Here is a 15,027-nt window from a genome sequence, read left to right on the forward strand (position 1 = left end):
TATTATTTGATGATAAAGATACTATAAGATTTATGGCAAATAAAAAAGCTATTCATTTCTGAATAGCTTTTTTATTAATGATGGTGTTCTCCGCCACCTTCACTTTTTATAAGATGGCTCTGAATGTAATATGCCCCTTTAAGCACTATTTTGGCATCATCATCTATTTTTTGAAGTACTGTAACCTGTGTATAACCCAATTGTGAGGTACCTGTTTTTACCTCTATACGCTGAAAATGATACATGCCTTCTTCCTCATCATGCTCATGAGCATGCCCGTCGTCGTGTGAGTGTCCTGTAGCATCATGGTCATGACCGTCATCATGAGAATGGCCTTCTTTTTTATCATGCTCGTGTTCTTCTTCAAGTATAAAGATATATTCCCTACCGTCTGCCCTAACTATAGCATCATTAGGTAATGACTGTACTTCTCTTTTACCTACATCTATAAGTGCATTAACATACATGCCCGGGATTAATGACTGACCGGAATTAACTATATCAGCATGAACCGCTACCGATTTGGTATCGTTCTCAAATGACTTACTAATATTGAATATCTTACCCGTAATCTCTGTATTATCCTGATTAGTAAGTATAAAGCGAACTGTTTGCCCCGGCTTAACCTTATACAAGTCTTTCTCATAAATTAAAAGATCTACGTGCAATTTTGAATTATCTACAATAGTAAGTAATGGCTTACCAACTTCTGCATTAGCACCAAGAGTAATATTTATTTCGGTAACATGGCCTGAAATAGGCGCTGTAATTGCCATAACAGAATTAACCGAAGTCTTGCTTAAATGCAGCATAGAAAGCTGTTTATCTAACGAATTAAACCTGGCTTTCTCAATCTCATAGTCTGATTTTGTACGCTGAAAAACTTTCTTTGAGTTTACATTCTCCTCACTCAATATCTTTTGTCTGTCATATTCCAGTTCAAGAAACTCAAGATTGTTCTTAGATGTCAGGTAAGCCTCCTGAAGCTGTGCAAACTCAGGACTCTCTAAAGTTGCCAATACCTGTCCTTTTTTCACTTCCTGTCCTTCAACTATTTTAATGGAAGTCACTATACCTGTCATGTGTACCGATACGTCTGCCTGATTTTGAGGGGGCAGTTTTGTATATCCGTTTGCGTTTATAACTTCACTCAGATTCTTCATAGAATAGGTACCTAACTCTATAGATGATGCTTTAAATTGGGCTTCATTCAACTCTACTTCCTTATTAGCAGAACCTTCTTCTTCATGGTTATGCGCCTCTTCCGCTTGTGCATTATTATTTCCTTCTTTACTGTCATCAGTCTTCTTATCACAGCCTATAAATAGAAAAGCAGCCGTAAGTATATAAAGAGGAATATTTAGTTTTATCTTTTTCATTGTTTACTTGTTTAAAAGGTATTGAAGATTAATTACAGCCTGATTGTGGTTATTTATGGCATTAATATAGTTGATCCTGATATTAAGTGCCGTTTCAAGCCCCTGTACATACTCTACATAAGAAATATCTCCGTTTAGATAAGCCTTAGATGAGTTGTTTGATATAACCTCGGCATTAGGTAATGCTGTAGTTACATAGTAATTAACCAAGGACTGGTATGTGGTTAACTGATCTAATTGCTGAGTGTACTGACTACTTAACTGTTCTTTCAGGTAGTCGGCATTCATTTGTTGTATTTCTGCATTGGTTTTAGCAGCCTTTATTTTGGCAATATTATTTCCTGCAAAAATTGGTATCCCTATTCCCACAGAAAATCCCTGAAACCTTAAGGCTCCGTCATAATTAACGCTAATGCCGTTTACATCCTGCATACCACGCATAGACTGTATAAAATAAGCCGCTGTAATATCGGGCCATAATACAGATTTCTCAACTCTCACATTGGCTTCCGCTATCTCTACATTCTGCATAGCCAGTTTTATATTGGCATTGTCCTTAACCTTTGAGGAATCTGCTACCTGAAGTGCGGGTAAAGCGGTAAAAACAGTATCAGAAACCGTAAAACCTTCTTTAAGATCAAGCAGTACTTTAAGTTTTGACTTCTCTACTTTAATTAATGCTTCGTATTGCATTATCTGTTGTTCCAGTTCCTGTTGCTTTGCCAAGGCAGTAGTACTTTCAAGAGAACCCGTTTCCCCAACCCTGAATTTTAAATCGGATGCCTTTACAAACCTTTTCATGTATTTATTATGGTCTTGCAATACCTTATTCAGTTCGCTGTAATATAGCATGGCATTCCATGACTGACGCACATTGTAAACAATTTCCTGCTTGGTTACTCCCAGCTTTAGCTCTCCGGCTGTAGCATTCTCATTTAACAGCTTTCTTTTTGCTCCATACTGAAAAGGATTAAAAGTTTGAGAAATACTAAAATACTTATCCTTTTCTGCCGTATTCACCTGACCAAAAGTCCCTGTGACTTCTGTTTTTGGCAAATCGTATGCTGTACCTCTCAATTGTTTCTGCCTTTCACTATCCATTGCAGAAGCCTGTATTCCTTTATTGCTTTCCAGGGCTATGCCAATAGCCTTATTTAAATCTATAGGCTGTTCCTGTGCACTAACTTCTGTAAACGAAATCAACATGAAAAGAAGTGTCAAAACCTTTGTTTTAGGTCTCGCAGTAAATCCTTTTTCAAAATAGTAATACAGAATAGGCAGTACCACAAGTGTAAGTAAAGTAGCAGTTATAAGTCCGCCAATAACTACAGTCGCCAACGGTTTTTGCACCTCTGCCCCTGCTCCCGTACTTAATGCCATAGGCAAAAATCCTAATGATGCTACCGAAGCAGTTAGTATTACCGGGCGCAGCCTTACTTTAGTTCCTTCTTTTATTCGTTCATAAATATCATCCATACCCTGTTCTTTTAACTGATTAAAATAAGCTATCAAAACAATACCGTTAAGCACCGCCACACCAAATAAAGCTATAAACCCTACTCCTGCCGAAATACTGAACGGCATACCACGCAGCCAAAGTGCAAATACACCTCCTATGGCAGATAAAGGAATGGCCGTAAATATTAATACCGACTGCTTTACCGATTTAAAAGTAAAAAACAATAAAATGAATATTAAGCCCAATGCAATAGGTACAGCTATCATGAGGCGCTTATTGGCTTCTACCAGATTTTCAAACTGACCTCCATAAGTAAGGTAATAACCTGCCGGAAGTTTAAAGTTGGCATCCAGCTTTTCCTTAATTCGGTTAACCACCGTTTCCACATCGGCACCACGTACATTAAATCCTACCACTATGCGTCTTCTTCCGTCCTCACGGCTTATCTGCATCGGCCCGTCTTCATATTTAATCTCAGCTACCTGCTCTAACGGAATTTGATTTCCTGAAGGCAGCGGAATATATAATGATTTGATATTAGTAATATCCTGACGGCTTTCTTCAGAAAGGCGAACCACAAGTTCAAAGCGTTTTTCCCCTTCATAAACAGTTCCTGCCGACTCTCCGGCAAACCCCATGCGGATAGCCCTGTTTAAATCTCCGGTGTTCAATCCGTAAAGGGCTAACCTGTCTTTATTGTATCTTACAGTAATTTGAGGCAATCCGGCTACTCTTTCTGCCCTGGCATCGGTAACACCATCAATACCCTGTATCAATTGCAGTACTTCATCGCCTTTACTCACCAGCATATCTATGTCTTCACCAAATATCTTAATGGCTACATCACTTCTCACCCCTGTCATAAGCTCATTCATACGCATTTGTACAGGCTGTGAAAACTCGGTAATGGCACCGGGTATCTCCTCCAGAGCCTCTTCCATTTTCTCCATGAGTTCCTCTTTGGTTTCGGCAGAAGTCCATTCATTCTTATCCTTAAGGATTATAATCATATCCCCTGCCTCAATAGGCATTGGATCGGTTGGAATTTCTGCACTACCTATTTTGGTAACAATCATTTCAATTTCAGGAAATTTAGATTTAAGCATTTTTTCCGCCTTTGTAGTGGCCTCAACCTCCTGCGACAGCGAACTTCCGGAAGCTATAATAAGATGGGTTGCTATATCGCCTTCGTCTAAAGTAGGGATAAACTCCCCTCCAAGCGATTTAAAAACAAATAAGGTTATTATGAATAAGGCAACCGCCATACCTATTATAATCTTTTTAATCTGTAATGCTTTATTAAGTAAAGGGCGATAAAAATTATAGATTGCGTTAATTATCTTATCACTAAAATTAGGTGTATGCCCCGTTACCTTTTTAAGTACTAGGGAACTCATCATAGGCACATAAGTAAGTGATAACAGAAAAGCCCCTAATATGGCAAAAGATACCGTTTGAGCCATTGGCCCGAACATCTTGCCTTCTGTACCCACAAGAGCCAATATAGGCAGGTATACTATTAGTATTATAATCTCTCCAAAGGCAGCACTACTTCTTATTTTAGAAGAGGCCTGGTAAACTTCCTCATTCATTTCTCCTGAAGTAAGTTCTCTCTTCTTGACAGATTCGAGTCTGTGAATAATAGCCTCAACTATAATTACGGCACCATCTACTATAATACCAAAATCTATCGCACCAAGGCTCATCAGGTTACCGCTTACACCAAAAATCCGCATCATGGTTATTGCAAAAAGCAGCGCTAATGGTATTACAGAAGCTACAACCAAACCGGCACGCCAGTTTCCTAATAGTAAAACCAGTACAAAAATTACAATTAAAGCCCCTTCTATAAGGTTGGTACGCACTGTACCTATAGCCTTATCTACCAGTTTGGTCCTATCCATAAAAGGTTCTATGGAGACTCCTTCGGGCAATGACTTTCTTATCTGTTCCATTTTGGCTTTAACACGGGTTACAACCTCACCGCTGTTTTCACCTTTAAGCATCATTACCATTCCGCTTACTTCTTCGCCATTACCATCTTTTGTTACGGCACCATACCTAATACTGCTGCCTATATTAACTTCGGCAACATCACGAACCAGTATCGGAATACCCTTTTTATTCTTGATGACAATTTTTTTAATGTCTTCAATACCATTTATCATACCTATACCCCTAATAAAATAGGCATACGGCTTCTTATCTATATAGGCTCCTCCCGTATTTTCATTATTTGATTTCAGTGCATCAAATATTTCCGAAAGGGTAACATCCATACTCTTAAGCCTGTCGGGTTGAACGGCAATTTCATACTGTTTTAAAAAACCTCCAAGGGTATTAACCTCAGCCACTCCGGGAGTTCCTGTTAATTGCGGCTTTATAATCCAGTCCTGTATGGTGCGAAGCTGTGTAGCATCATACTTATCTTCATATCCCTTTTCGGGAAATACAACATATTGATATATTTCTCCCAAACCCGTACTTATTGGTGCCATTCCCGGAGTACCTAAACTTTTAGGAATAACATCTTCTGCTTCACGGATCCTTTCCGAGATTTGTGCCCTTGCCCAATATATATCTACATCCTCTTCAAACACTACGGTTACTACACTAAGTCCAAAACGGCTTATGGAACGTAACTCAACCACATTCGGGATTGATTTTAATGATATTTCTATGGGATAGGTAATAAACTGTTCTACATCCTGAGTAGCCAGCGATGGTGAAGTTGTTATTATCTGTACCTGATTATTGGTTATATCAGGTAAAGCATCAATAGAAAGGTTTTTTAAAGAAAAAATACCTGTAACTATCAACGCCAGTGTAAAAAGTCCAACGATAAACTTATTGTTAATGCTAAAATGAATAATCTTATCTAACATCTGTTTCTTTTATTACTATAATGATTATTAAACAGCCTTAAAGGTTGGGATAAGGCCATGAATTTACAGCCGGCTATTAACCGGCAAATCATTATACTAATTGGGGCGGCTGCCAGATGGAGCCATAAAACTCGTGGTTTAACGACTGATAGAAGTTAGAAATTAACCTGTTTTTAGGTTTAGGTATAAAAAAAGTAAACTCGGTTAGCTGTTGTAAAACTACAGCTGCTACACAACTGCCACATACACAAAAAGGAGTGCATATTTCAATATCAGTATGATGATGGTCATTATCGTCTGCCTGAGTAATTTGTGCAGCTTGGTCGTTGTTTACTCTTGCATGCGCATCTGTACACGGCAAAACCATCAGTATAAAAAGATATACCGAAAGAAATGAAGTTACTATTTGCCTGATGCGTTGCATGCGGTAAATTTAATAAACTTTTTCTAAAACAAAACTCTGTTACTAAAAGGAAGGGAGTTTTATGATTCAAACAGCAAAATATAATCAAAAAAACTGTTTGTCGCCTTTTTTACCAATACCCCATATAATTACATTCAGGTTAAATCGCTAAAATTGCACAAACTAACTAAAACTTATACAATTGAAAAGCATTACTTTAAACCCGCTAAAGAAGTACTTGACCCTACTTCTTCTTTTTGCATTGGTAAGCATACCAGCTAATGCCCAGTCACGCAAAGGAAACTTAAAACTTTTGCCAAACAATTCCTCACAGAGGCTTTATGTAACCTTTATGGGTGAAAACAATCATCCGGAAGGAATTACAGCACTTTTAGATGAATATAATGCGAGCTTAAAAAAAGCATATCCGTTACTTCCTGAAAAAGCTGACGAATTATCACAACTGGCCATTAAAAATACAGGTAGTGATGAATCGGTAAAAAGGCTAATGGCTACTTATGAGGTTAAAGCACCAATATCAAATGAGCAGCTATTGGAACTGGGTAATAAACTTGAAAAATTTGAGGTTGTTAATTACTGTGCTCTAATAACTGCCAGTCCGGTTAAAGCACCTTCAGATATACCTCCCGCAACTCCGTTGTTTATTGAACAGCAAAGCTATATTACCGATTTTGGAGTAAATATGACATATGCCTGGGGAATAGGATTAAGCGGTGAAGGGATAAGGCTAAGGGATATTGAATACAGCTTTAATCCCCATCACGAAGAACTTAACGAAAAAAACGTTTCATATGGACTTATACCCTATATCTTTGATGATGATGACCTTAGTCATGGCACAGGTGTTATCGGGATTATGTATGCTGATAATGGCGATTATGGTGTAACCGGATTATCTTATGGTGCAGAGGAAGTAATACTTTTCCCGGAGGTATCATTGCAATACGAATATGATGTTCTAAGCACCATAACAGAAAGTCTTAATAGCTCTACAGAAGGAGATATCATTTTGTATGAATTACAAACCTATGGGGCTTTAGGTGATTTTGGCCCGGGGGAATATGACAGCCCTATATGGGATTTAACTAAAGCTGCAACTGATGCCGGCATACTTATAATTGCAGCAGCAGGAAACGGTGGAGAAAATATGGATGATCCCGCTTATCTGCCCTACATGGCAAGAGGTGACAGCGGAGCAATAATTGTTGGTGCGGGATCTGATGACGAATTTCACAACCGTCTTTATTTTAGCACCTATGGCCAGCGTGTGGATGTCCAGGGATGGGGATGGGGCGTGTTAACTATAGGCAATAATACCGCTGCCGTAATAAATGAGGATATGAATCAAAGTTACGGATGGTTTAACGGTACCAGTGCCGCCACACCTATAGTGGCCTCGTGTGCCGCTGTATTACAATCTTATTATCATAGCCTTACAGGAGATTATCTTAGCTGTGTTGAGATGAGACAATTATTGAAAGTAACAGGTACTCCTCAGGGCACTGAATTGGCAGGTAATATCGGTCCCTTACCTAACATGCCCGAAGCTATAGCAGCAATTGATACTATGTTAGGAATAGACAGTGTAGAAAAAGAAACATTTATTACTTACCCAAACCCGGTTATTGATAAGCTTTACTTTACCGGCAACTTTTATGATGAAGTAAACATAACTGTATATAATATGCTTGGACAGAAAATATATAATGCTCCTTTGGAAAATAAAACGCTTGACATGAGCAACTATACACAAGGAGTGTATAATATACAGATAACTCAAAACGGAAAAACTTATTCCAGAAAGATTATAAAAAGATAAATCAATAGCTTAACGGCTTATCACAATTAGAATCGGGAGGCTATTTATATAAGTAGCCTCCCGATTCTTGTTAACCACTATATATCGCTGAATGCTTAACGATATATAATAAACTAAAAACCTATATACATACATAAATTACTGATTTTAAACATTTTAAAAACATAGAACAGGTTTTGTTTAGTAGTATTTGAACTTTTAAAAACAGAAATATGAAATCTACAACTCAAAACAAAAAGCAAACAGCATTAACCAGTGAAACAAAATATCTTGAACTGGAAGGACGTACACTGGCTTATCGTTCAATAGGAGAAGGTTCACCTGTATTATTAATAAACAGGTTTAGAGGTACACTGGACACTTGGGATCCTTTATTTTTAGACACTCTGGCGCAAAAGCATCAGGTTATATTTTTTGATTACACCGGCATAGGATATTCTACAGGAACTTTACCTACTGATATTACACTGGTAGCTAAAGACGCTAAAGACGTGGCCGAAGCTCTGGAACTGAAAGATACCGCTGTTTTGGGTTGGTCGTTTGGAGGTTTGGTTGCACAGGTTGCTGCATTTTCTTATCCTGATTTGTTTAAACAGGCCATTTTAGTAGGTACAGGACCTTCAGGGAAAAGAGAGGTTCCATTGGAACAGGCTTTTTTAGATGCGGCTTTAAAACCTGTTAATGATTTTGAAGATGAAATTGTTTTATTTTTTGAACCAAAATCCGAAGCAAGTAAACTTGCTGCAAAGGCTTCGCATGACAGGATTGCAAAACGGCTGGATGTTTCTAAGATACCTTCACAAATGGATGTTTTTCAGCTTTATTTTCAAAACAGTGCCGGCCTGGCCGAAGACCCTTTAAATTTCAGGGAAAAATTTAAAACCACTACTATTCCCATATTAATAATATGCGGGGATCATGATATTGCTTTTGATATTAAAAACTGGTATCCACTTATAGGTGAAATGTCTACAGGACAACTTATTGTATTTCCACAAACGGGGCATGCACCTCAGCATGAACATGTGGAACTTGTTGTAAACTATATTGAAAGCTTTCTTACTAATGCAAAAAATAAAAGGGTTCTTTAATAAGAGCCCTTTTTAACATACCAGTTTATACCCAAAACCACGGCTGTTTATTATTTGCACAGCAGGATCGGCACTTAGTTTTTTTCGCAATTTAGATATAAAAACATCCAGGCTCCTACCGCTAAAAAAATCATCATTCCCCCAAATATCGTTTAATATAAAAGAGCGTGTTACCATTTCATTTTTGTTTTTATATAAATGCTTTAATACTTCAGTTTCCCTGTGTGTCAGTATTTCAGAATCCTCTTTGTAGGTAAGGGTTTGCTTTGTAGGGTTAAATATATAACTACCAATATTAATCTCATCTTCCTGATTTTGGGTATCTGTCCCTCCTACCCTGTTTAAAAGTGCATATATTCTAACTATAAGCTCTTCTATACTAAATGGCTTTTTAAGGTAATCGTTACCTCCATGCTGAAAGCCCTCAACCACATCTTTGGTTTGCGATTTTGCCGTAAGAAAAATAATTGGTGTCTTTTTATCCGTTTTCCTTATATGTTCGGCCACGGCAAAGCCATCAATTTTGGGCATCATTACATCAAGTACTAAAAGCTGGGGGATTTCTTCTGCATACCTTTGAAGGGCCTCTTCCCCATCGGTACACACTATTACTTCAAAATCCCTTGTTTCAAGGCTTTCTTTTACAATCAATGCCAATGACGGCTCGTCTTCAGCTAATAATATTTTTATAGTATCAGGCATAAGGCAAAGTAATTTTAAATGTGGTTTCTTTTGTATCAGGCAGCAAAACCAATGCTCCCTTGTGCTTTTCCATTATAATTTTAGAATAATATAATCCTATTCCGTACCCTTTTATATCATGCTGATTTTGAGTAGGTATTCTGTAAAACTTATCAAAAATCCTTTCTCTCTGATGCTTGTCTATAGCCTTACCGTTATTTGCTATAAGGATATCTGCATTTAGATAATTTGCTTTAATACTTATCTCAACCTTATCGCCTCCATACTTAATACCATTTTCAATAATATTGGATAGTACATTTTCAAAATGAAACGGATCGGCTTTTACTTTAAGTTCATTCCTGTCCGGATTAAAAAGTATCTCTTTTTTGGTGTTTAAACGATGTTTTTCCACAACTCCGTTTACCAGTTCAATCAGGTCAATATCTTCTTTCTCTATAGCAAGCCTGTTAGTATCTAACGATACTGTTTCGAGTATTTTTTCGACCATGACACTCAGCTTCTGCAATTGCCCAGAAGCGATGCCAAGATACTTTTGCGTTTTCTCCCTGTCTTCTTCCTTATTAAAATGTTGTATACCTTCAATAGCACTCATAGAGGTAGCTATAGGCGTTTTCAGTTCATGAGAAATATTACTTATAAAATCATTTTTACTAAGCATAATCTGCTTTTGCTGATTAATGATTTTAAGCAGGTATAGTAGACAAGCTATAGTACAAGCCGACAGTATTAAAGATAAGAATAATCCTGCAAAGCTCTCTTTTAAAACCAACAGAGTTATATCCGGAAAACTTATTCTTACAGCACTGTCTTGAGGCAAATATGCCGACTTAGAGTCTACAAAAAGTTTAAATTGAGCATCCTGAGGATTGTTATATGAGTTTATTACCTTTCCGTTTTGGGTTTGGGAAAGGGCAAAATCAAAATCAAAACCTTTTCTTTTAAATTCATCCTTAAGATAATCTGAAAGTTTATTGAGTTCTACCCTCTGGTTAAACATTGAAATAATAACCTTAGATGCCATTTCAGTAAGTTTTGCAATACTATCAAATGAAACTGTATTACTATCTGTAGAGGTTATAAAACTATCCATATTAACTAGGGTACCTTTAGTTGTGATAGGCATATCATTACTCTCAATAGTATGGGTAGTAATAACCGAAGTATCATCAAGGTTGTATTTCTTTTTAATACTATCCAGTAAACCAGGTAGTTCTTCGGGAGAATTAGCCTGAATAACAATATTACTTTGATTATTACCAATAGAGTCTGTCACTTCAGTTGTTACATCTGTCTTAATTACATTAGTGTAATAGGTATCTACACTATTATTGAGCGCAGAAAGTACTTCATTAGTCAAAACAGCCTTATTAACACTGTAATTCTTTGCATTCCAGTATGCCTGTATAGATAAGGTTATCATAATAACTATACCTATAAAATATACTACCCGTGTTTGATTACTCTTTTTCATAACCTCAAAATTATAAACAAAAAAGCATTTAAAGTGCCGGTTAACATACGTTAACTTTCATTATACAAAGCGGTTAACAATTTATAACCTTTTTATTATTTATAAGGCGATAATCCCTTATTAATAAAGGTTTTCCTTCCCTTTTTATAAACCGTAACACTCATTAACCTTAGTTAACCCAATAAAAAAGCTGCCTGAAGTTACTTTGTATCAAACAAAAAACATTTAAACCATGAAAAAATTATTTGTAAAAACAGTAGCCCTTTTGGCAATATTATTAAGCCCTGTTTTAAACGCACAGGACTTTTACGGAACCGTAACTTATGAGTCTAAGATAAGTTTTCCTGATATTGATATACCGGAGGAACAGGCTCAGGAACTTCCTGACGACATTCAACAGTTGATAAAAGAACAGCTGGACAATGCAGGCCGCAATACTTATACCTTAAACTTCAATAAAACTTCTTCTTTATACGAGCAGGTTGAAAAGCCTAAATCACTGGAAGAAAACACTATGGTGATGATAACGACAGAAGGTGATGATTCTAAGTTTTATACTAATCTTAAAGATAAAAAAACTGTTAGACAGTTAACCGGCTTTGACAAACAATTTATTATAACCGACTCTATAGTAAAGCATCCCTGGAAGCTGATAAATGAAACAAAAAAAATAGGTGATTACACCTGTTATAAAGCTACTTACACCATATCTGCCAGCGATATAACAGTAAGTAACAGCCTTAGTAATGAAGAGTCAAAAGATCGTATTGTTACTGCCTGGTATACCAAACAAATACCAGTACAGTTTGGCCCGGATGAGTATGGAGGCCTGCCGGGATTAATACTGGAACTTAATAATGAGCAACAAACCATATTGTGTTCTAAAATTGTGCTTAACCCTAAAGAAAAGCCTGAAATAATAGCTCCTAAAAAAGGAAAAAAAGTAACCATGAAGGAATTTGAGGAAATAATGGTGAAAAAGCAGGAAGAACTTGAAAAACAATTTAAAAGCAAAAACCCCAATAATAAAGACGGGGTGTATTTTGAAGTAATAACAAATTAATTAACCCCTAAACCATACCGCTATGAAACGTATTATTTTATTGCTGGTTCTCTTTGCTGCCACGGGGCTTAATGCACAAATGGTAAAGTTTGAAGGCTTTGTGAAAGATACTCTTGGTATACCACTGGAAACTGCTAATGTATTGGCCATAAACAGCAATAACAACGAGACGGAAGCATACAGTATAACAAATGAGGACGGAAAGTTCTCACTGGGTTTAAGAAAAAATACAACCTATAAAATACAAGCATCATTTATTGGGTTTGAACCACAGGAATTTGAACTTACCACTACCGATAAAAATGTTTTAAGGGAAATAAACCTTAAAGAAGGTGTATTACTGGAAGGTGTAGAAATTGTACATGAAATACCGGTAAGGGTAAGCGGAGATACTATTGTTTATAATTCTGACTCCTTTACAAATGGTACAGAGAGAAAACTAGGTGATATACTTAAAAAACTACCCGGTGTGGAAGTAACTCCTGAAGGAGAGGTTTTTGCCGAGGGAAAACAAGTAACCAAACTTATGGTTGAAGGAACCGATTTTTTTGATGGCGACACTAAACTGGGAACTAAAAATATTCCTGCCGATGCCGTAGATAAAATAGAGGTACTTAAAAACTATAATGAGATAAGTCAGCTTAAATATGTTGAAGACAATAAGGATAATGTTGCCATGAACATTAAGCTAAAAGAAGGTAAAAAGAACTTTTGGTTTGGCGATATAGAAGGTGGTGCCGGTCCTGACGAACGTTATTTATTAAATCCTAATCTTTTTTATTACAGCCCTAAATACAGCCTTAACTATATAGGTAATATTAATAATACAGGAGAAATGCCTTTCACCTTTGGCGATTACTTCAAATTTTCAGGAGGACTTAGAGATGTTATGAAAAAAGGCGGTAGCAATTTCTTTGTTATACCTCCTGAGATTGAAAATTTATTTATGCAAAACAATAAGGCTAAAGAGATAATCTCAAGGTTTAGTGCTGCTAACTTTAATTTTAATCCTAATAAAGCATGGAGTTTTAGTGGTTTTGGCATAGTGTCTTCTAATACCATAGCTACTCAAAATAATAGTATAAATTCATTACTTAACAACCAAACCGGCGAAGTTAATACCGTTCAAAATACAAGTAGTATTGGTAACAGTACTAATACATTGGGCTTATTTAAAATGGAAACTAACTTTAAACCGCATGACAGGTTTGAGGCTAATTACAATTTATTTCTAAAAAGTTCTAAGCTAAATAATGGCAGTTACAGTAATACAACTGTTTCTCCTAATATTGAACAAGGTCAGGAAGTTTCTGAAAATACAGATAAAAATCCCTTTTCTGTAAATCAGGCATTAGACATCTACCATACCTTGGAGAATAAAAAAGATGTATTTACCCTAAATATACAGCATTTGTATCAGGATGAAGATCCCTTTTATAATGCTATACAAACCCAAACACCTTTTATATTTCCTGAGTATATTGACGGACAGGATAAAAACAACCTTAATCAGGAAAAATTTGTAAAGACAAACAAATTTGATGCTAAGCTCGATTATTATCATCTTATTAACGACAGAAATCAGTTAAATTTTACGGTTGCAAACAAGTATGCCTATCAAAATTTTAATTCTCATATTTTCCAGTTACTGGACAATGGCAACAGGAATGATTTTAATGATCCGTCGGTAAACAATAATGCAGACTATACCTTTAATGATTTCTTTGCCGGAGTAAATTACAAATTCATTCTGGATAAATTCACGTTTAATCCCGGTATAAGTTTTCATAATTACCATACAAAAAGCAATCAGTCCGGTAGTTTATATGAAAACAATTTTACACGCTGGCTACCTAATCTTAAAGTTGACTATCAAATGGGGAAAAACGAGTCAATACAATATGATTTTTCTTTTGCTAACAATTTTACAGATATAAATCAATTGGCAGAAGGAAGTGTAATAGGGAGTTATAATAGCCTGTTTAATGGTAATCGTACACTAGACAATTCCATAACACAAAGTCATATGTTATATTATCAAAATTTTAATTCATTCTATATGAGTAGTGTAAGTAGCAGTTTAAGATATAATAAAACAACCGAAAGTATTAATAACAAAGCAGACTTTAATGGTGTAAACAGTGTTCAGTCACCTTTTAATTCTGATTTTGCTAATGAAAGTCTGGATGCAGATTTCCGTTACTCAAGATCGGTTTTCAGGAATTACAAAATAGGCTTAGGTGGTTCTTTAGGTTGGAGTAAAAACTATAATATCCAGAAAAATAATGAGACAGGAGATTGGACAGAAGCGCCTCAGGAATCCTATCGTCAAAATTACAATGCTTCTATAACCACAACTTTTGATAAGCTACCGTCGCTAACGCTAGGCTATTCGCTATTGGTTAATAACTATCCTAACGATACTTACATTACCCATAGGCCTAATGCCAGGCTGGAATATTATTTCCTTAACGGCTTTAGCTTAACATCAAACTATCAGTTCTACAACTATAGTAACCATTCTGAAACTGTTAAGAACAAATACGACTTTTTAGACCTTGGGCTTTCTTACCAAAAACCTGATAGTGCTTTAGAATACAGAATAAATGCAACAAATCTGCTTAATACTAAAACCATAAACAGTGATAGCTTTAGTTCTTTTTCAAGCAACACATCGCTTTATACCGTTCAGCCAAGATACCTGCTGTTCTCTTTAACCTACAAATTATAA

9 protein-coding genes are annotated in these 15,027 nt (G+C 36.2%); 4 read left to right on the top strand and 5 right to left on the bottom strand.

Annotation, left to right across the window (positions count from 1 at the left end; genetic code table 11):
- Window positions 1–74 precede the first annotated feature (74 nt).
- The 3 genes from FUA48_RS14830 to FUA48_RS14840 form a co-directional block, all read right to left on the bottom strand.
- The gene (locus FUA48_RS14830) at window positions 75–1,379 is read right to left on the bottom strand and encodes an efflux RND transporter periplasmic adaptor subunit (RefSeq protein WP_147584251.1); all 1,305 of its coding nucleotides are present in this window, start codon (window positions 1,377–1,379) and stop codon (window positions 75–77) included.
- Window positions 1,380–1,382: 3 nt separating this feature from the next.
- On the bottom strand, window positions 1,383–5,723 hold the full coding sequence (locus FUA48_RS14835) for a CusA/CzcA family heavy metal efflux RND transporter (RefSeq protein WP_147584252.1): 4,341 nt from the start codon (window positions 5,721–5,723) through the stop codon (window positions 1,383–1,385).
- A 91-nt stretch (window positions 5,724–5,814) separates the two neighbouring features.
- A complete protein-coding gene (locus FUA48_RS14840) occupies window positions 5,815–6,147 on the bottom strand; it encodes a DUF6660 family protein (RefSeq protein ID WP_147584253.1) in 333 nt (110 codons plus the stop codon).
- Between the two features lie 181 nt (window positions 6,148–6,328).
- On the opposite strand from FUA48_RS14840, the gene FUA48_RS14845 reads away from it, so the two are divergent.
- Complete coding sequence (locus FUA48_RS14845) at window positions 6,329–7,966, top strand: S8 family peptidase (RefSeq protein ID WP_147584254.1); 1,638 nt, start codon at window positions 6,329–6,331, stop codon at window positions 7,964–7,966.
- Between the two features lie 212 nt (window positions 7,967–8,178).
- Complete coding sequence (locus FUA48_RS14850) at window positions 8,179–9,057, top strand: alpha/beta fold hydrolase (RefSeq protein WP_147584255.1); 879 nt, start codon at window positions 8,179–8,181, stop codon at window positions 9,055–9,057.
- A gap of 12 nt (window positions 9,058–9,069) precedes the next feature.
- Here FUA48_RS14850 and FUA48_RS14855 read toward each other — a convergent pair whose 3' ends face one another.
- Together FUA48_RS14855 and FUA48_RS14860 are read right to left on the bottom strand one after the other, a co-directional pair.
- Entirely contained in the window at window positions 9,070–9,759 is a 690-nt protein-coding gene (locus FUA48_RS14855; protein WP_147584256.1) for a response regulator transcription factor, read from the bottom strand.
- Complete coding sequence (locus FUA48_RS14860) at window positions 9,752–11,233, bottom strand: sensor histidine kinase (protein WP_147584257.1); 1,482 nt, start codon at window positions 11,231–11,233, stop codon at window positions 9,752–9,754. The genes FUA48_RS14855 and FUA48_RS14860 overlap by 8 nt, the downstream gene beginning before the upstream one ends.
- A gap of 232 nt (window positions 11,234–11,465) precedes the next feature.
- Here FUA48_RS14860 and FUA48_RS14865 point away from each other — a divergent pair, with 232 nt between their 5' ends.
- Together FUA48_RS14865 and FUA48_RS14870 are read left to right on the top strand one after the other, a co-directional pair.
- Window positions 11,466–12,296, top strand: a complete 831-nt coding sequence (locus FUA48_RS14865) for a GLPGLI family protein (RefSeq protein WP_147584258.1) — start codon at window positions 11,466–11,468, stop codon at window positions 12,294–12,296.
- A gap of 22 nt (window positions 12,297–12,318) precedes the next feature.
- Window positions 12,319–15,027, top strand: a complete 2,709-nt coding sequence (locus FUA48_RS14870) for a TonB-dependent receptor (RefSeq protein WP_147584259.1) — start codon at window positions 12,319–12,321, stop codon at window positions 15,025–15,027.

The sequence above is a fragment of the Flavobacterium alkalisoli genome (assembly GCF_008000935.1).
Lineage (GTDB): Bacteria > Bacteroidota > Bacteroidia > Flavobacteriales > Flavobacteriaceae > Flavobacterium > Flavobacterium alkalisoli.